15 protein-coding genes and 1 tRNA gene are annotated in these 19,148 nt (G+C 50.1%); 9 read left to right on the top strand and 7 right to left on the bottom strand.

Going from position 1 to position 19,148, the window contains the following annotated elements; all coding sequences use genetic code 11:
• Positions 1-71: 71 nt before the first annotated feature.
• Both tsaE and ACPAOP_RS12465 read left to right on the top strand, forming a co-directional pair.
• The gene (gene tsaE / locus ACPAOP_RS12470) at positions 72-557 is read left to right on the top strand and encodes a tRNA (adenosine(37)-N6)-threonylcarbamoyltransferase complex ATPase subunit type 1 TsaE (RefSeq protein ID WP_423708245.1); all 486 of its coding nucleotides are present in this window, start codon (positions 72-74) and stop codon (positions 555-557) included.
• Positions 521-1,951 carry an N-acetylmuramoyl-L-alanine amidase gene (locus tag ACPAOP_RS12465; RefSeq protein WP_423708244.1) on the top strand — a complete coding sequence of 477 codons (1,431 nt, stop codon included), beginning with the start codon at positions 521-523 and terminating at the stop codon, positions 1,949-1,951. The genes tsaE and ACPAOP_RS12465 overlap by 37 nt, the downstream gene beginning before the upstream one ends.
• Before the next feature lie 57 nt (positions 1,952-2,008).
• Here ACPAOP_RS12465 and ACPAOP_RS12460 read toward each other — a convergent pair whose 3' ends face one another.
• Positions 2,009-2,335: a hypothetical protein gene (locus ACPAOP_RS12460; RefSeq protein WP_423708243.1), complete on the bottom strand. Its 327-nt coding sequence runs from the start codon at positions 2,333-2,335 to the stop codon at positions 2,009-2,011.
• Positions 2,336-2,340: 5 nt separating this feature from the next.
• Positions 2,341-2,988 (bottom strand): VTT domain-containing protein, encoded by a 648-nt coding sequence (locus tag ACPAOP_RS12455; RefSeq protein WP_423679390.1) that lies wholly within the window; start codon positions 2,986-2,988, stop codon positions 2,341-2,343.
• Between the two features lie 79 nt (positions 2,989-3,067).
• On the opposite strand from ACPAOP_RS12455, the gene mutL reads away from it, so the two are divergent.
• The 5 genes from mutL to ACPAOP_RS12430 all read left to right on the top strand — a co-directional run bounded on the left by mutL (position 3,068) and on the right by ACPAOP_RS12430 (position 9,584).
• On the top strand, positions 3,068-4,942 hold the full coding sequence (gene mutL / locus ACPAOP_RS12450) for a DNA mismatch repair endonuclease MutL (protein ID WP_423708242.1): 1,875 nt from the start codon (positions 3,068-3,070) through the stop codon (positions 4,940-4,942).
• A gap of 64 nt (positions 4,943-5,006) precedes the next feature.
• Positions 5,007-5,954, top strand: a complete 948-nt coding sequence (gene miaA, locus ACPAOP_RS12445) for a tRNA (adenosine(37)-N6)-dimethylallyltransferase MiaA (RefSeq protein ID WP_423708241.1) — start codon at positions 5,007-5,009, stop codon at positions 5,952-5,954.
• A 133-nt stretch (positions 5,955-6,087) separates the two neighbouring features.
• A tRNA-Met gene (locus tag ACPAOP_RS12440) sits at positions 6,088-6,164 on the top strand.
• A 335-nt stretch (positions 6,165-6,499) separates the two neighbouring features.
• On the top strand, positions 6,500-8,782 hold the full coding sequence (locus ACPAOP_RS12435; RefSeq protein ID WP_423708240.1) for an Ig-like domain-containing protein: 2,283 nt from the start codon (positions 6,500-6,502) through the stop codon (positions 8,780-8,782).
• A gap of 142 nt (positions 8,783-8,924) precedes the next feature.
• Positions 8,925-9,584 carry an energy-coupling factor ABC transporter permease gene (locus ACPAOP_RS12430; protein WP_423708239.1) on the top strand — a complete coding sequence of 220 codons (660 nt, stop codon included), beginning with the start codon at positions 8,925-8,927 and terminating at the stop codon, positions 9,582-9,584.
• Between the two features lie 85 nt (positions 9,585-9,669).
• Here the strand turns inward: ACPAOP_RS12430 and ACPAOP_RS12425 are convergent, their stop codons facing one another.
• Both ACPAOP_RS12425 and ACPAOP_RS12420 read right to left on the bottom strand, forming a co-directional pair.
• The gene (locus ACPAOP_RS12425; RefSeq protein WP_423708238.1) at positions 9,670-11,322 is read right to left on the bottom strand and encodes an alpha-amylase family glycosyl hydrolase; all 1,653 of its coding nucleotides are present in this window, start codon (positions 11,320-11,322) and stop codon (positions 9,670-9,672) included.
• Positions 11,323-11,352: 30 nt separating this feature from the next.
• Entirely contained in the window at positions 11,353-12,372 is a 1,020-nt protein-coding gene (locus tag ACPAOP_RS12420; protein WP_423708237.1) for a glucokinase, read from the bottom strand.
• A gap of 413 nt (positions 12,373-12,785) precedes the next feature.
• On the opposite strand from ACPAOP_RS12420, the gene ACPAOP_RS12415 reads away from it, so the two are divergent.
• Together ACPAOP_RS12415 and ACPAOP_RS12410 are read left to right on the top strand one after the other, a co-directional pair.
• A complete protein-coding gene (locus ACPAOP_RS12415) occupies positions 12,786-15,464 on the top strand; it encodes an alpha-1,6-glucosidase domain-containing protein (RefSeq protein WP_423708236.1) in 2,679 nt (892 codons plus the stop codon).
• Positions 15,465-15,752: 288 nt separating this feature from the next.
• Positions 15,753-15,923, top strand: coding sequence for a hypothetical protein (locus ACPAOP_RS12410; RefSeq protein ID WP_423708235.1), 171 nt, complete (start codon positions 15,753-15,755; stop codon positions 15,921-15,923).
• On the opposite strand, the gene ACPAOP_RS12405 is transcribed toward ACPAOP_RS12410, so the two are convergent.
• Genes ACPAOP_RS12405 through ACPAOP_RS12395 form a run of 3 tightly spaced genes read right to left on the bottom strand, consistent with a single transcriptional unit; the run spans position 15,914 to position 19,019 of the window.
• Positions 15,914-16,045: an acyloxyacyl hydrolase gene (locus ACPAOP_RS12405; protein ID WP_423710015.1), complete on the bottom strand. Its 132-nt coding sequence runs from the start codon at positions 16,043-16,045 to the stop codon at positions 15,914-15,916. The two genes, ACPAOP_RS12410 and ACPAOP_RS12405, sit on opposite strands and share 10 nt — an antisense overlap.
• Before the next feature lie 50 nt (positions 16,046-16,095).
• Entirely contained in the window at positions 16,096-18,123 is a 2,028-nt protein-coding gene (locus ACPAOP_RS12400) for an ATP-binding protein (protein WP_423708234.1), read from the bottom strand.
• Between the two features lie 23 nt (positions 18,124-18,146).
• Positions 18,147-19,019, bottom strand: a complete 873-nt coding sequence (locus ACPAOP_RS12395) for a phosphate/phosphite/phosphonate ABC transporter substrate-binding protein (RefSeq protein ID WP_423708233.1) — start codon at positions 19,017-19,019, stop codon at positions 18,147-18,149.
• Between the last annotated feature and the right edge of the window lie 129 nt (positions 19,020-19,148).

Here is a 19,148-nt window from a genome sequence, read left to right as displayed (position 1 = left end):
CTCCGGCAAATACACAAGGGCGGGGCAATATGCTATGTTTAGCGAATTCATGAATACGGACTTTGCAGGAAATGTCACATTATAAAACCACACTGCCGGATGAAGCAGCAACGCAGGCATTAGGAAAAAGTCTCGCTCACACCTTGGTGCCGGGTCTGGTGATCTTTCTGCATGGCGACCTGGGCGCGGGTAAAACCGCCCTCACCCGCGCCATGATTCACGCCGCTGGTTTTTCCGGCAATGTAAAAAGTCCGACGTATACGCTGGCAGAACCTTATCAGGTCAGCGTTCAGCAGCAGGCCTGCACGATCATGCATTTTGATCTGTACCGTATGCTGAGCGCCGAAGAATTTCTCGATGCAGGATTCCGCGAAGAGTTTAATGCATCGAATATCTGTATTGTCGAATGGCCGGAAAAAGCAGATGGCGTGCTGCCTGAGCCCGATCTGAATGTATTTTTACGCGTCGCAGGCGATGGTCGTGAGGTAGAATTGCAGGCGTTGTCTGCCAAAGGTATCGCATGTCTCGCATCACTCCAATTCGCCCCCATTCTGTAAGTCAGAAATCTCCATCCCGGAAGCGACGCGCTTTCATTCAGGCTGGCGGGACCTTACTGCTCTCCGTTTGTGTGCCGCCAGCAGCAAATGCGGCAAAAATTCTCGCTGTCCGCGTCTGGCCTGCCGAAGATTACACCCGCGTCACGCTGGAAAACGATATTGAGCTCAATACCAATTTTTTTACTGTAAAAAATCCTGAGCGTCTGGTCGTTGATATCGAAGGTCTGGAATTGAATTCCACCCTGAAAGAGCTGGTGGCGAAGATACAGCCGAATGATCCTTACATCAAACAGGTGAGGGTCGGCCAGAATAAGCCGAATGTCGTGCGCCTGGTATTCGATTTAAAAGAAGAAATCAGCCCGCAGGTATTTACCCTGCAACCCGTCGGCAACTATAAACACCGGCTGGTCTTCGACCTGTATCCGGCGAATCCGGCCGATCCTATTGCTGCGCTGATAGAAAAAGGCGAGTGGCATAAAGACACCCAAAACAAAAGCGTAGCCCCGACCACCCCTAACATGGCTGGAGACGTCAAAGGTGATGGTAAATCTGACCCAAAAACGTCCAGACCAGACTTAATGGCGGAAGCAAAGCCAGACGATAAATCTGTGCTGAAACACAACGAAAAAAAAGAGCCACATCAGGGTGAGAAATCAACCGATAAATCCGCGACACCAGCCATGACACGCATGATCACAATTGCGATTGATCCGGGTCACGGCGGTGAAGATCCCGGTGCGACCGGGCGTGGTGGCAGCCGCGAAAAAGATGTGGTTCTGGCGATTGCCAAACGCCTGAAAGCCAAAATAGAACAGCAACCGAATATGCGCGTGATGCTGACGCGCGATGCCGATTATTTTGTGCCTCTGAACGTGCGGGTGCAAAAAGCCCGTGCAGTGCAGGCTGATTTATTTATGTCAGTACATGCCGATGCATTCGTGAATTCATCTGCGCGTGGTTCGTCGGTGTTTGTGTTGTCCGATAAAGGTGCGAGTTCAACCGCGGCGCGCTGGCTGGCGGATAAAGAAAATGCGGCCGATCTGATCGGTGGCGTGAATATCAAGAATCACGACAAGCAGCTCGCCAGCGTCTTGCTGGATCTGTCCACAACGGCGCAAATCAACGATAGTTTAAAACTCGGCAAAGTCGTGCTGACAGAAATCAGTGGCATCAATAAATTGCACAAAGGTTCGGTGGAACAAGCCGGGTTTGCCGTTCTTAAAGCGCCGGACATTCCCAGCATACTGATAGAGACGGCGTTTATTTCCAATCCGGAAGAGGAAGCAAAACTGACCGATGATGCATATCAGGATCAGATGGCGGAAGCGGTGATGAAAGGTGTCAAAAAGTATTTTGCAAAAAATCCGCCGCTGGCAAAAAGCCGCCTGACCTGAGCCATCGTTCGCAACAACGTTGACGAAATCATGCACGACGATCTCGCCGGGCATTTTTTATTCTATGTGCGCACTGGAATCGCAACCAATGCCAGCGGCGATCCAGCGCCTGACTCTGCGCGCAAACCAAGCCTGCCAGCGTAGCGGAAGCCAGCGCAGATATTGTGCAGGCTGCGCCAGCATGCCACAGCGGTAGGACAATGAAGCCTGATCCCACAACAGGGCGCGGCAACTTCCCCGCCGCTGCCACAAAAAAACAAGCGCCACCGGGCATGGCTCGGCAGCGCAGCAAACACCGCAGCCATTACAGGCCTGGCCGACTTCAGGCTTCAACGGTGCTTGCTGGCGTAGCCAGATCAGCGTCGGTGAAGTCGGCTGTCTCACAATGATCAGGCCGCTTTACGCAGGCGTTTCAGCATTTTCCACAATGCCCCCAGCAACAGAGGCACAATCGCAGCACCAACGCCGACCAGCACAATGGCATTCAGATTTTTCTGTATGAACGGAATGTTACCGAAGAAGTAACCACTCAACACCAGCGACAATATCCATAACAATGCACCAAGCACATTGAAGAGCTGGAAAGTACGGTGGGTCATATCGGAGATACCCGCCACGAAAGGCGCAAAGGTGCGCACGATAGGCACAAAACGCGCCAACACAACGGTTTTGCCGCCATGCTTTTCATAAAATTCATGGGTCTTTTTCAGCGCCGCCTTATCGATCCAGCGATAGTCGTGCGCCATGACTTTGTGACCAATCAGGCTGCCGATCCAGTAGTTAATCGTGTTTCCTGAAATTGACGCAAGCAGCAATAAACCTACCAGCAACCACGGGTTCATCGCCCCCGTCGCGCAAAAAGCGCCGGCAATAAACAATAAAGAATCGCCGGGTAAAAACGGAAAAATGACAAAGGCAGTCTCACAAAAAACAATCGCAAACAAAACGACATATACCAGCGTACCGTATTCCGCAATCACCATTCCCAACATCTTATCGACATGCAAAATCATGTCTAACAGTTGCATGAAATCCATTATTGTTCCAGTCAAAGAAATCGCGGCAATCATACACTAAGCCGCAGTACACGCAAGACAGCGCAGGTATAATCTCGCGATGAATCCGAATTCCTCCCCTTACCGTCCGATTCAGGCGCTGCCTGATAACCTGATCTCTCAAATTGCTGCCGGCGAAGTCGTCGAACGGCCTTCTGCTGTCGTCAAGGAAGTGCTGGAAAACGCGCTGGATGCGGGTGCCAGCAATATCACCATCCGGCTGGAAGAAGGCGGCGTTAAGCGAATCGCCATCAGCGATAACGGACGCGGCATACCGCAAGAGCAGTTGCCGCTCGCGGTGGCGCGTCATGCAACATCAAAAATCGCATCGCTGACGGAACTGGAGAATGTTGCCACGCTGGGATTTCGCGGCGAAGCTCTGGCGTCCATCGCCTCCGTTTCTTTACTGACGCTGACGACGCGCACCGCCGATGCGCCGCATGCCTGGCAAATTGAAAATGGCAAGGTAAGCCCGGCGTCCGGCGCACCAGGTACCACCGTTGATGTGCAGGATTTGTATTACAACACACCTGCCCGCCGGAAATTTTTAAAATCAGAACAAACTGAGTTTGGTCATTGCGCTGAAGTCGTCCGTCGCATTGCACTGGCGCGCCCCGACGTCTCGTTTTCTCTCACGCATAATGGTAAAGCGGTTGATCACTGGAACGTCAGCGCCATCGATAAACGGAGTGCGCAGATACTTGGTGAAGCCTTTTCCAGTGCGCGTCTTCCATTAGATGAAAGCGCGGGGCCATTACGCCTGCATGGTTTTGTCGGTTTGCCGACAGCCTCTAAAGCGCGTGCTGACGCACAGTTTTTTTACGTGAATGGTCGTTTTGTCCGGGATAAATTACTGACCCATGCGGTGCGCGCTGCTTATCAAGATGTGTTGCACGGCGATCGTTATCCATCTTATGTCCTGGCGCTTGATCTCGATCCTGCACTGGTCGATGTGAACGTGCATCCCTCAAAAATTGAAGTGCGGTTTCGTGACAGCCGCGCGGTACATCAATTTGTATTTCATGCTGTCAGCCGCGCGCTGGCGCAAACATCGGCAACATCTTTCGGTACCGTGCCGGCCCCCGCCACCGCCGCGTCAGCATCATCCGTATTAGCAGGAAAAGCAATGCCGTGGATTGCCGGCGAACAAACGACGTTTGCCACACAATTCGCAACGCCGTCACCGTATGCGAATGCTGGCAGCGGTATGCCGAATGCTTACGATCAATGGGGGCGCAATCAGACTGGTAGCGGTAACGGTGTCGCGCAGACTCTGCAAAATTACGGTGCGATGTTTAGCGACAGCGCCCGCACAGAAAATGCCATTCCTGCACAATCCCTGCCTGAGGACGAGCATCCTTTAGGTTTTGCGCTGGCCCAGTTGCACGGTGTGTATGTACTCGCACAAAACAGCAAAGGGCTGGTGCTGGTCGATATGCATGCAGCACACGAACGCATCTTGTATGAGCAACTCAAAAATGCGCTCGATGAAAATGCCATGCCTGTGCAACCGATGCTGATTCCTGTGACCTTTTACGCTGACGCGATTGAGGTCGGCACAGTCGAAGAACATCAGGACACCCTAAAAGCACTTGGTTTTGATATGACTGCGATCTCACCGACCACGCTGGCAGTACGCGCCGTGCCAGCATTGCTTAAAAATGCCGATGCGCAATCACTTGCACGAGACGTATTGCGCGAAGTACGCGAATTCGGCGGTTCACGCGTTCTGATTGACAGGCGCAATGAATTACTCGGCACGCTTGCCTGTCATACCGCAGTGCGCGCCAATCGCAGTCTCACGATTCCGGAAATGAATGCGCTGTTGCGTCAGATGGAACAGACAGAGCGCGCAGATCAGTGCAATCACGGACGACCAACATGGGTACAACTCGGCCTGAACGATCTCGATAAAATGTTCTTGCGTGGTCAGTAAATTCTAACCATCGTGAACTATCAACACCGTTACCAACGACATTAATTATAAAAACGGAATTAGCATGAACACCTCGAATGCCGCCAACGTCATCGCGATCATGGGGCCGACAGCCTCCGGCAAAACGGCTGCCGCACTGGAAATCGCCAGACACATTCCATCCGAAATTATCTCTGTTGATTCAGCGCTGATTTATCGTGGCATGGATATCGGCACGGCAAAACCGTCCTCAGCAGAACTCGCCAGCGCACCACATCATCTGATCGATATTATTGATCCGGTGGAGTCGTATTCTGTCGCGCAATTCCGTAAAGATGCAGAAAGACTGGTCGCTGATATTCAGGCAAGAGGCAAATTACCTATTCTGGTCGGCGGCACCATGATGTATTTCAATGCATTGAAATACGGACTCGACGATCTGCCCGGTGCTGATCCGGTGTTACGCGCCGAACTGGATGCGGAAGCGGAACGCATAGGCGTACCGGGTTTGCATGCGCGTCTGGCGACCCTCGACCCTGAAACGGCCGCGCGACTGAATCCCAATGACAGCCAGCGCATACAAAGAGCGCTCGAAATTATCACGCTAAGCGGACAGTCGATGTCTGCACTTCTCGCGAAACAGACAAAAGCTGGACCCGCATTCGCCATGTTGCCGATTTCGCTGGAACCATCCGACCGCAGCGTTCTGCACCAGCGTATTGCTGACCGTTTCGACCTGATGCTACAAAACGGTTTTTTAGAGGAAGTGAAACAGTTAAAACGACGACAGGATTTACACGCAAATCTGCCATCAATACGCTGCGTCGGTTATCGTCAGGCATGGGATTATCTTGACCAGCTCTGTACTTATGAAGAGATGCGGGAACGCGGCATTATCGCCACCCGCCAGCTGGCCAAACGCCAGCTGACCTGGTTGCGCTCTATGCCGGAACGCATACTGATAGATTGCCTGAGCCAGAATCCCTCACAGCAAATCCTGCATCTGGTACAACAGGAAATGGCAAAAAAGTAGCGAAATTGCCGTCATTCCGCACATATGCAATCAAAATGTTTGTTTTTTTTGCAAAATACCGGATCGCTGCGACAAAAAACAGAGGCGCGGTATTGACACCTGCATGAGCTGCTGACATAATCTAGGGCTTCTTGGTGATATAGCTCAGCTGGTTAGAGCACAGCACTCATAATGCTGGGGTCGGTGGTTCAAGTCCACCTATCACCACCAGAATTCAAGGGCTTACAGAAATGTAAGCCCTTTTTGGTTTTTGCATCGCATTCCCCGATTTCGCTTGTCACCAAACAAATCTTTGCGTTTCATTAACTCGTCAGTCTGGCTTGACACCTCTGCATGCAAAATATAGCATCGGGCACTCTTAATGGTGGGATAGTCGATCAGATACATCTGATGCGTTTTTTGAAGTAGTTAAAACGTCCGCATTACGCTCTGGCTGATGCGGTTTTTTTATGCCAATATAAACGCGGCGTTTTGATCGGGCGATCTACCATCATTTATCGCCAGCCCGCGCGCATGGCTCCGGCCCAATCACTAATTCGCTTGTTATGTCCGCCCGATACACTCAACCTAAGCTCTCTCTTTTACTTATTACTTTGCTGGCCCAGCTCAATCCGGCATCAGCGCAACAATCTCAGGATGCCAGAATACAGAACGGTGGGAATTTGCAATTTATCGGCGAAAATTCCCGCATCGGCATCGGCTATCAGAATGGCGGCGCCTTTACCGGCGAGTTTTTTGGCGTTTTATCTGACACAGGGTCCAAGGTCTGGCTGGGAGAAGTATGGCTGAGCAACAAATCCGGCGGCGGGAAACTTAGCTACCACTCGCTGCAACAAAACTCCGTCATCAAGTATTTTGCCGCTATCGACCAGAACGAACTGAAAGATAAGAAACTCAGCATCGGCATAGGTCAGGAAAATCAGGATTGGTTTGGTCATGTGTATGCCAGTTACAGCCCCACCAGCAAACGACTGTTACAAAACACTCTGACAACAACAGTGACAGAACAAAGCGGTAATGACGCTGGTCGCGCCTATATTGACACGATCACGACCATGACAAACACTCGCCTGTATGAGCGCGCCTACGATTATGGCATCGGTGCCCGGATCGGGCATTACTACGCAGAAAATGCCGTACGTCTCACCGCTGGCCTGGATTATGAATGGGGGAAAGCCAGCAGCAAACAAGTCGGCGCGAACCTCACTGCAGAAAAGTTTTTTGTCGGCACCCCACATAGCCTGGCATTGCAAGTTGGTCAGTATCGTAAATCAGGTGACTTCGACAATCAGCAAAATGATCGCCGTATTAATCTGATGTATCGCTACAGTTTTGGCGCTACCAGCAGCCGCTTTGAGCAAAAATACAGGATGGTGGAAGTACCTGCCGTACCTGCGGCACTGACTATTATCCCTGCAAGAAGCGAGCAGCGCCTGGTCAAAACAACGACCACCATGACCGGTGATGCCTTCTTTAAAATCGATAGTGCGGGATTGACCGATTTTGCAAAACAGGAACTGGCGAAAATTGCTGAAACCTTAAAAAAATATCCGCACGAAGGGAATATCAGAATTACCGGGCATACCTGCGACATCGGTTCGGTTAACTACAACCAGAAACTGTCGCTGTCACGCGCGGTCGCGGTGCGGGATTATCTGATTTCTCTGGGTGTGGTGAATACTGAAGAAGTTGTGGTTGAAGGCAAAGGCAAGCTGGCGCCTAAGTATCCGGCAACCAAAGAATTCCGCGAAAAAAATCGCCGCGTCGATCTGGAATTTGTCAGTCGCATCGATAAAACAGAAGTCATAGAAATACCGGAACAGGTTCTGCCTGCACCGGCAGCGGAAGTCACTTACAAACGCGAGGATATTCCTCAGGAGCCGGCATGGATAAGCCGCGCCTTACGCAACTCTGTGGAACACAAGCGCACGGTCGATACCTATCGCTCTCAGGAAAAAACACAAACTGAAACTAGGACCCGAAATTATCTGAACCGGGCTCCCCAGGCGACGAATGACAACGCCAGCACGCAGCAGAATCAGTCTGTCGTGATTGATGTTTTAAGTAATGACACAGACCCTGATTCAGATGCGATCACGATCAGTACCGTCAGCGGTGCGGCTCACGGAACAGCGACAATACAATCACAAAAAATTGTCTACGTTCCTCATCCTGATTACAGCGGCAACGACAGTTTCAGTTATACCATCAGTGATGGCCGTGGCGGACAGTCCACCGCGCAAGTCAATGTCAGCATTGCTGCCGCAAATAGAGCACCGGTCGCCAACGACGATACTTTCAGTGTCCCGGGCAGTTCCGACATGGTGCTTGATCTGCTGACGAATGATAGTGATCCTGATGGCGACCCTTTAAGCATTTCTGCAATTTCCGCATTAACTGGAAATAATGGCAGCATCCGTATTTCCGGCAATAAGGTGATTTTCACTCCGGGCAGCAATTTTTTACCGGGTAGTTTTCAATATACGATCAGCGATGGTCGTGGCGGGAAAGCAAGTGCGCAAGTCACTCTCAACGTCATCGCACCGGCAGCTAATAATGCACCTGTCGCCAGAAATGATTTATTCACTGTTTCCGGTACCTCTGACACGACGCTTGATCCTCTAGCGAATGACAGTGATCCTGATGGCGATCCATTGACAATCGTGTCCGTTACACCGATGGCTGGCAATACCGGCTCACTCCGCATTTCTGGTAATAAAGTGGTGTTCTCTCCATTTGGCAGCTTTCTACGTGACAGCTTTCAGTACACCATCAGCGATGGCAAAGGAAAAACAGCAACGGCAACAGTGACCCTGGTCGATCCTTAACTTACACGCCATTCAAATTTAAAAGACAAGCAAAGGGACTGCCTTGCTTGTCTTTTTTTATTGATGCCACGCAGTACGCCTGTGTCGAATCAGGATTATGATGAACACCTGAACTATTGCGAACTATTGTAGCGGATCTCCCATGGGCATTTTTTATACTCCTGTTGATGTCGGTTTGTGTATTTTTGCAATGTTGGCGGCACTGATACTGCTGGGAGCGGAAATCCGGAAAATTCCGTGGAAACGATTACAGGAACCCACTGTATTTTCCGCCTGGTGTGCCAGCATCATTGTGCTGATACTGCTGTGGCGTATGCGCATTCCTGTGCATAAAGATCTGCACCTGCATCTGATGGGCGTCGCCTTATTTGCGCTGATGTTCGGCAGACCATTGGCAATTTTAGGAATCGCGATTGCCACGCTCGGATATACCGCAGAATACGATGGTCTATGGCTGAATCTCGGCGCCAATATTCTGGTACTCGCTGTTTTCCCCGGCTATCTGAGTGAACTGATTCTGAGCAAAACCCGGCAGTATTTACCTCATCACATGTTTGTGTATCTGTTTGGCAATGGCTTCTTTGGCTCACTGGTGGTGAATGCCAGTGCAGGTTTGCTGGCGCTGGCGGCACATATGCTGCTAGCACCGGTCAAAGTCATCCCTGCCGATGCCGTTGCCTACATGCTTTTACTGACATGGGGCGAGGCTTTTTTAGTCGGTTTTCTGACCACAATATTCGCGGTTTATCGCCCTGAATGGCTGTTCACTTTTGACGACAGGATTTATCTGACGGGAAAATGAGTCTTTACAGTCCCGCCAGCCCTGAAAATATTCAGAGTCGTCAGAGCGGGCAGCGACTGTATAATCTCTCGCCTGAGTAATATGCTTAAAGTGTGCCGAACCAGGCACCATATGCTGGTAGCTCAAGCACGCTACCGTTTAATGTTCCGGGTAAATCATAGCCCTGCAGGGTGATACTGCCGACAACATCCGTCCAGACAAAACTGGCCGCTTTGTCACCCAAATTGAATGCAGCAAAAATGACCGGCTGCCCGTCCAGCTGACGGCATAATGCCAACACAGGCTCAGGTGTATCAAAAAAACGGATATCACCCTGCGTCAGTTGTGGATACTGTTTTCGCCAGCGCCAGATACGGCGCGCATACATGAGTGCAGAATCTGCCTCCTGTTCCTGCTGCGAAACCGCGACGGCGATGTGTTCAGCGGGAACTGGCAACCACGGCTTGCCGTCAGTAAATCCAGCGTGCGGCTGATCGGCCCGCCACGGCATAGGCGTGCGGCAACCATCCCGTCCCTTGAATTCCGGCCAGAAGGTAATTCCGTAGGGGTCCTGTATATCCTCATACGCAATATCGGCCTCAGTCAACGCAAGCTCATCGCCCTGATACAGACATGGCGTACCTTTCAGCGCAGCCTGTAATGCCATCATCATTTTTGCAAATTGTGGCGTCGGCGCCTTTCCGCCCCAGCGTGACATCACGCGCACCACGTCGTGATTCCCTACCGACCACGAAACCCAGCCACCTTTTACCCGCGCTTCAAATTCCTCCACCTGAGTGCGGATATATGCTGCAGACACGTCTGGTGTCAGCAAATTGAAACTGTACGCCATATGTAGCTTATTATCATCCGCCGTATATTCAGCCATGACGCCCAGCGAGTCATCTGCACCCACCTCACCGATTGCGATCGCTCCGTACTCATTCAGCAGAGCACGCATTTTTTCCAGAAAAGCGATATTCTCGGGCTGCGTCTTATCATATATATGCGACTGCATACCGTAAGGATTATTGTCTTGTACCGTCTTGGTATCGCGATTGGTGGCGGGAGGATTGCTGCGTAAAGAACGATCATGAAAATGAAAGTTACAGGCATCGAGACGGAAGCCATCAACGCCACGTTCCAGCCAGAAACGCATGTTGTTCAAATGCGCCTGCTGCACATCAGGGTGATGAAAATTCAGATCCGGCTGACTCGCCAGAAAATTATGCAGATAGTATTGACGGCGGCGCGCATCCCATTGCCAGGAAGAACCACCAAAAACCGAGAGCCAGTTATTCGGCGGCGATCCATCTGCCAGCGGATCTGCCCACACATACCAGTCAGCCTTGGGATTATCACGGCTTTGACGGCTTTCGACGAACCATGGATGCTGATCCGAACAATGCGACAACACCTGATCTATCATGACTTTCAGGCCTAGTGCATGCGCTCGTTCAAGCAAACGATCAAAATCACTCAGCGTCCCGAATAAAGGATCGACATCACAATAATCAGCAACGTCATAACCGAAGTCTTTCATCGGTGAAGTAAAAAACGGTGAAATCCAGACGATATCCACCCCCAGCTGTGCGATGTAATCCAGTTTGGCAGTAATCCCCGGCAGATCGCCGACACCGTCACCATTGGTATCCAAAAAACTGCGCGGATACACCTGATAAATCACTGCTTCGCGCCACCATTGCGAATGGGAATCAGATTGCTGAGCAGAATTACCGGAGGTCGAATTAGCAAGCATAGTAAGCAAAATTAAAAGAAGAACACAGCGTCAGTTTGCAGCGCACTCAGCGAGCGATAATTTTTCTGACAGTATTGCCGACACACCCAGAAACGCAGGATATTCCGCCGTAATCAGAAAGGTAGGAATATCCGCCAGATAATTCGCAAACCGCCCTTTCGCCTCGAAACGCTGGCGAAAATCGGATTGCAGAAATAAATCGCCGAGGCGCGGTACGATGCCGCCGCCAATATAGACACCACCGGTTGCCCCTAAGGTCATAGCCAGATTACCAGCCGCCGTCCCCAGCATGCCACAAAAATGTGTAATGGTCTGACGGCATCTGGCACAACTGCCATCGATTGCACGACGACTGATGTCAGCAGCCGATAAATCAACATCCGTCGTATCGCCTCGTAATTCGCCCAGGGCGCGATAGATAATCTCCAGACCCATGCCAGAAATCAGGCGTTCAGCAGAAACATGCGGAAATTCCCGCCAGATCACTGTTAATAATTCGACCTCTGCCGCATCGACCGGAGAAAAGCTGACATGCCCACCCTCGCTGCTGAGGGGAACCCACTGCTTTCCCGCCGGGACGATGCCCGAGACCCCAAGACCGGTACCAGGTCCGATCAGGCCAATCACCCGCTCAGGCAGAGCCTGTCCGCCACCTATCTGCACACGCTGATGATTTTCCAGGTACGGCAAGGCCATCGCCAAAGCGGTGAAATCGTTCACGACCAACAGTGTCTGCAGATGCAGTGCATCACGCAAGGTCTGAATCGAAAAAGCCCAGTGATGATTCGTCATACTGATCTGATCACCGTTAACAGGGTTCGCAATCGCAATCGCCGCATGCAAAACCGGTTGCCGGCAGACTCGTTGTACTGCATCGCTGTGCAGATAAGCGGTGAGCGCCTGCTGAATCGTTGCGTACTCATTGCAAGCAAGTACCGCCACAGCCTCAAAACAATGTGGTCCGGTTTCCAGCGCAAAGCGTGCATTCGTCCCACCGATATCGGCAAGTAAACGTGGCGACGTATAGTTTTGTTTTTTCAAATCTTGCACGACTTCTCACCGTGAATATGGATAAGCTCAAATTGGAAAAATTCTGAGCCGGCTCAGATAATTTATGTAACAATACTACATTCAACAAATCTCGCTGTCTAACTATTTTTAAAATTCCAAGATAAATTCACTAAATAAAACACATACATCGTTGAAAAAAGTGAAGATTCCCACATAACATCAATAAATACAAATGTAGTTGAACTACTTATTTGGAGACAAACGTGCAAATAAGCAAGCACATGGCGCCGCGCTCGCATGTATGGAACAGAGCAAGAGCCGCACTGATCTTCGGCATCTGCTCCCTCGTTTGGCTGGTTCCTGAGGCGGCTTACTCAGCGGTGACCGCAAGCTCAGGTAGGACCATTACCCGCACTCAGCCGCTTACGCTTACAAACGCTTCTGATGTCCGCATGTGCGATCGCCCCCTGCATCAGACATTACTGAGCAGATCAACCGTGCCAGCAGAAGCACGTGCCTATTGGCTGAATCGAGATCTGATCCAGTGGCCCGGAAAAGATGGAAAAGGAGCATTCGCTCTGTATGCCGCGGCCAGCGGAAAGATGCGCATACAAAGAGGATTGCCCGTCAGTGGTAACGATCTGAAAATCAGGGTTGACGTCACAACAGCCGCACTGCCGGAAGAAATCCGGCAGCGATATAAATTTGTTGCCGCAGGTGCTGTATTCAAACATCAACTCTCCGCACAGGAACTGACATCCTTACTTAAACAGCAACTGATCCTGGTTCAGGAAAACGAGCACAACGAGGTCATCGATTTTACCCATATACAAATCGCGGGCGTGATCGATGATCTGTATCAGGCTGCGACAGATGAATCGCTTGGCGTGACCATCTCCCCACCATCATCCGGAGGCAGTACACAGTTCAGCACCAGTTTCCGGCTATGGGCACCGACCGCACAACGAGTCAGCGTCTGCGTCTACAAAACCGGCGACAGTCGCGCTCAGGCGCTGATGCCGATGAACCTGAATCAGCACAACGGAATCTGGACAAGCTCAGTAAATCAGGATTTAAGCCGTCACTATTACCGTTATCTGGTGGATGTTTTTGCTCCGGGCACAGGACTCATACGCAATAGTGTGACTGACCCTTATTCCGTCAGTCTGACCAGCGACTCACGCCGCAGCTATATTGCAGATTTACAAAGCGCCGCGCTGAAACCGGCGGGCTGGGATCAGCACAAAATACCCGAGCGGGTAAAAAATCCGACAGACATGGCAATTTATGAGCTGCATGTGCGCGATTTTTCCATCAACGATAAAACCGTACGTCCCGCCTACCGCGGCAAATATCTGGCGTTTACCGAGTCAGCGTCAGCAGGTATGCACCATCTGCAAGCCATCAGCGCTGCAGGGATCACCGATATCCACTTATTACCGATTTTCGATATTGCCACCATCCCGGAGCGCCACTGCATCAGTCCGAAAGTCAGCGGGGGCGCAGACAGCCGGCATCAGCAAGCAATCATCAACGCGCAAGCCGATCAAGACTGCTTTAACTGGGGCTACGATCCCTACCACTATAATGCCCCTGAAGGCAGCTATGCCAGCAATCCTGACGATGGTGCGACACGTATTCTCGAACTGAGAAAAATGGTCATGGCGCTGCATCAGGCTGGTTTGCGGGTCGGCATGGATGTCGTCTATAACCATACGGCGTTTGCGGGACAACATCCGCGATCAGTACTTGACCGTATCGTTCCCGGCTATTACCACAGGCTGAACGCGCTGGGAAAAGTGGAAGATTCCACTTGCCAGCCCTGCGGCAACACGGCAACCGAAAATCGCATGATGGCAAAGCTGATGAGCGATTCTGTCAGGTTATGGGCGCGTGAATATAAGATAGATTCATTTCGATTTGATCTGATGGGACATCAGCCACGCGCAGTCATGGAAGAAATAAAAGCAGCGCTGCGGACAGATAATGGCAGAGAGATACAACTGATAGGCGAAGGCTGGAATTTTGGCGAAGTGGCGAATGGCGCACGTTTTGTTCAGGCATCGCAGCTGGCCTTGAATGGCAGTCAGATCGGTACATTCAGCGATCGTGCCCGCGATGCCATTCGCGGTGGCGGGCATGGTGACAATGCCGCTGCCATCGTACGAAACAAGGGATATATCAATGGCTTGCTGGAAGCCGCCGACGCATCGCCAACGCAAAGTCAGCAGAAAAAAGTATTGTTACTCAGCGGCGACATGATACGACTTGGTCTGGCGGGTTCTATTGCCGGCTACAGCATGCAGACCGCAGATGGGCAGACAAAAAAACTCAGCGATATCGACTACAACGGACAGCCTGCCGGTTATGCCAGCGCACCTGCAGAAGTCGTCAATTACGTTGAGAATCACGATAACCAGACCCTGTTTGATATCAACGCATTCCGGCTGCCCCTCACAACGAGCCACGAAGACCGCGCCAGAGTGCAGGTACTGGGCTTAGGATTGACGGCCTTCAGTCAGGGCATTGCATATTTTCATGCCGGCTCAGACATCCTGCGATCCAAATCACTGGATGGCAACAGCTACAATTCCGGTGACTGGTTCAACCGGCTGGACTGGACGTATCAACAGAATTACTTCGGCACCGGGCTGCCACCAGAAAAAGATAACGCACGTTTTTACCCCATCATACGACCGCTTCTGAGCGATCCGCGGATCAAGCCACGCCCGCAGGATATTGCCATGAGCCGCGATGCATTCCGCGACCTGCTGAGAATACGCAGCAGCTCCGGCTTATTCCGTCTGACCAGCAGTACAGAAATACAACGGCGCCTGCGTTTCTTCAATACGGGGCCGGGACAAAATCCGGCCGTCATCGCCGCCCACCTGAATGGTGAAAATCTGGAAGCAGCGAACTTCAGAGCAGTGATGTATTTCATTAATGTCAGCAATCAGGAACAAAGTCTGGTCATTCATGAGCAACAAGGACATCACTTGCAACTGCACCCTGTACATCTGATGCCCGGTGCGGGAGATCAGCGCATCGCCAGTCAGGCACGCTTCATGCGTGAGAGCGGGACTTTCCTGTTGCCGGGGCGCAGCGTGGTTTGTTTTGTTGAACCCAATTGAAATTATCATCATCACAAAATCATGATCTGGCGACCGGTCTCAACGGCTATATTTTTTCGATTCGTAGTAAAAAGCAAAAAGGCAATAAAGTGGACTGACTGGCTAAGCCAATACAGGTCAATACTGGCAATAAAGAGGTATTAAGACTGAAAAAAAATGCCGATATACAAAAAAAATCTGTCTTTGCTACAAAAAATATGAAAACTTTTCAGGCAGCAGACGAAATTTTTTATTCAACAGAGGTTATTATTAGCGCCTTCGTATTCTTAGCTTAAGGAGTCAGACGGAATGGATTTTTCAGATCGCCAGCAAGAGCCGGGCAAGAAGTTCCTGGGCATAGGGCTGGTCATAGCGTTTCACGTAGTGCTGGTGTACGCACTGCTCAATGGCCTGGGTACGGCTTTCGCCCCTTTTTTATTCTTCTTCTCAACTTCACTCTTTGCTTCTGCTCAGAAGTGATAGCCCACTTTGAGCGTCGCCACATTCACTCCAGGGTTCGGCTTTTTAATAGCGCCATTGGAGAAATGCTGAATCTTGAGACCGGCTTCCCAGCCGTTGTTGAATACGTAGCCGACTCCGATATGGTCTCCGAACTGGAATGTGGTGGAGGCTATTAGTATTTATTTTTTAGCTACTCATCACCAGCAACTTTTGCCAACACTTCGGAGAGGATAGTACGATTGATTGGCTTGGTCAGATAACCATCGAGGCCGGATTTTAAGGCTTCTTCTTTTTCATCCGACATCGCTGATGCCGTTAGTGCGTATATCGGTATTTTGCGTTTAGTCTTTTTTTCTTCTTCTATTCTACGTATTTCCTTTGTTGCTTCCATGCCACCCATGACCGGCATCTGCATATCCATCAGAATCAGATCAAATTTATCTTCTTTCCACTGACTGATCGCCTCCGCTCCATTATTGACCAGTGTAGTGTGGTGTCCTTGTCGTCCTACTAAATTTGTAATCAGTGTCTGATTCACTGGATTATCTTCGGCAATTAATATTTTCAACTGACGCTGAAGGGTAGTTTGGTGTTCCGCTTCTTTCTGGTCGTTTACCAGCTTATGCTTCCCTGAAATATTTAATGGCAAACTGCAAGTGAATCGACTGCCTTTTCCAACTTCGCTTTGGATGGAAATACTACCACCCATAAGTTGTGCCAGTTTATTACTGATGCTGAGGCCCAGTCCTGTACCACCAAAGCGACGGGTTGTGGAGACGTCCTGCTGAGAAAAAGCATCAAATATATAACTCTGCTCTGATTTCAGGATGCCGATACCTGAATCTGTCACAGAAATGAGTAACTGAGGTGTGTTTTTTTTATCATCCGTGACTGCAACATCAAAGCGAACGCCGCCCTGATCAGTGAATTTGACTGCATTAGCGAGCAGATTATGAACGATCTGACGTATGCGAACCGGATCACCGATGATGACATCAGGTAAATTGCTGGCGAAATGACACTGCATGCTCAGGTTTTTCTTATGCGCACTTATTTCGTGTAACTTAACTATTTCATCTAATAGTTCCCGCAACGGTATATCAATAGATTCCAGTTCAACTTTATCGGCCTCTATTTTGCTGAAATCAAGAATGTCGTTGATGATCACCAGTAAATTTTTAGCCGAACTGTGCGCCATATGCAGGAATTCTTTTTGTTCCGCAGTAAGCGCCGTATCCATAGTTAGTTCCAGCATGCCAATCACACCATTCATCGGTGTCCGTATCTCATGACTCATATTCGCAAGGAAAGCGCTCTTTGCTTTGTTCGCACCTTCAGCGGCTTCTTTCGCAGAGATCAGATCTAGTCGTATGTGTTCTGCTTCAGCCACTAACTTTTCTATACTGGCTAGTATAGCTGCGATGTTTTTACCTTCGACGGGCTTATCTTTGATGTCAGGTAACAGGTTAATCAGAATGTGTTTGAGAGAATTTAAGGTATTTTCACGCTCATTAAGTTCAGTTCGCAACTGACTGGCGGTATTTTGTAAGGTGATCAGCGTTTCCCTTATCTCCAGTGGTGCATTCTGGATCAGACTGGCATATTCGCTGTCGTGACCGCTCATCGTTCCCAGTTGCAAAACTTTGGATTTCTGAAGACTCCCCAGCCAGCGTTTGAGAGGGAACCAGATCAGGATCAGACCAAACAGGAAGCTTGCCAGGGTCAACGCTGATGCGGCCTGCATCATTTGCCACATGCGATAGGCAATTTGTGCATCATCGAAAACCAGTCGCAATACACCGTAGTCTTGTCCGCCTACCTTGATAATACGATTATCATCATACAGACGATGTTGTACCCGATGAATGACCCACGAAGGAATATCATCTTTATTGATATTGCTTCTCTGTGTACTTTCAATCAGTCCTTGTTGTAACGGAATAAATTTTGCAGCTGCAAAATTAGGGCTGAGCACCATGCTGTCGAGCGTACGCTTGATACTGTCGTAATCGCCGATAACGGCGCTGTCAGTGATGGTTCTTGCGGCGACTTCCAGCATAGAACCTGCAGATTCCTGCACATCTTCAATTTCCTGTGTAAAGCGGGTTTCGTAGTACAAACCAATGCCGGCGCACATCAGTAACAGCCAGGTGGCGGAATACAGCATATATACCCGGAGTACCAGAGATTCAGGTAGGAAAAATCTTAAAAATCGCACGTGATAATCTTTTTGAAAACGAATCAACGCAAGTTCACGGGAGCGGATTGATAGAACTTCCGGTAGCTTGCATATTCACTGCCATCTGACTGGATGAAATAAATGTCTCCCGTAAGACCTATTTTTGCGGATGCCTGTTGCAGTACCACTTTGCCTTGCGGGTCATTTTTCATATTGAAAAACGCGGTCGATACCGCTTTCAAGTCCGCGAGCCGGACCTTGTCTGAGGCCATTAATGCCAGGTCATAATATGGCTCAGACGTCCACAGAATACGGAATTTTTTCTTTTCACGTGCAGAATAGGCTGAAATCAGCTGGGAATTACCGCCCGTCGCCTGCACCTTGCCCGCCAGCATCTGCGCGATTGCACCATTCTGATTGCCGCCGAAAATAACATTGACATCGATGCCTTTGTTGATCAGGTGTGCCATCGGTACTTTGTAAGCCACCAGTGCTTCCGGACCGGGAAAGGCGATGTCTTTGCCTTTAAGTTGTGTAATATCGGTGATGGTCGATTCTTCCGGAACGATGATTTGTCCGCTGACAGGAGGAACATTTCTGCGGCCAAACACCTTCCATCCTAACTTTTCCCTGTCTGGCGAGAAGAGATGATTAGTGAAAGCAAAATCGACTTCTTTGGCCAGTACGAAACTGGTTGTATCAGCAGATGTTCTGCCCATTTTCAAGCTCAGCTTGACGCCGCTTTTTTCCGACACATAATTAATGATCGGGTTCCAGTAAGCAGCCGTCAGATTGATGTCGTATTGATTCACGGGTGAGAATTGGTACGCTGCGTTTTCAGCGCGCAAACTGATTGGTAAGCAGGCGCTGGTCAGCAACAAGACAATAGCGAGAAATGGTCGCCAGCAATGGCGCAAGACAGTCGGATTCAACATGAATAGTCTGAGCAGAGAGGGATGTCAGCGACAGATTATAGTGATATTCGATAATAACAATGTAAATTCTCTATTCATCACCGGATTGCATTTCAGTCCGGCGGACGCAAGAAAAACGGCTGTCTTGCT

Origin of the sequence: Undibacterium sp. WLX3042 (assembly GCF_049544825.1) — a bacterium.
GTDB lineage: Bacteria > Pseudomonadota > Gammaproteobacteria > Burkholderiales > Burkholderiaceae_D > Undibacterium.
This window is presented reverse-complemented; position numbering and strand designations above follow the sequence as displayed.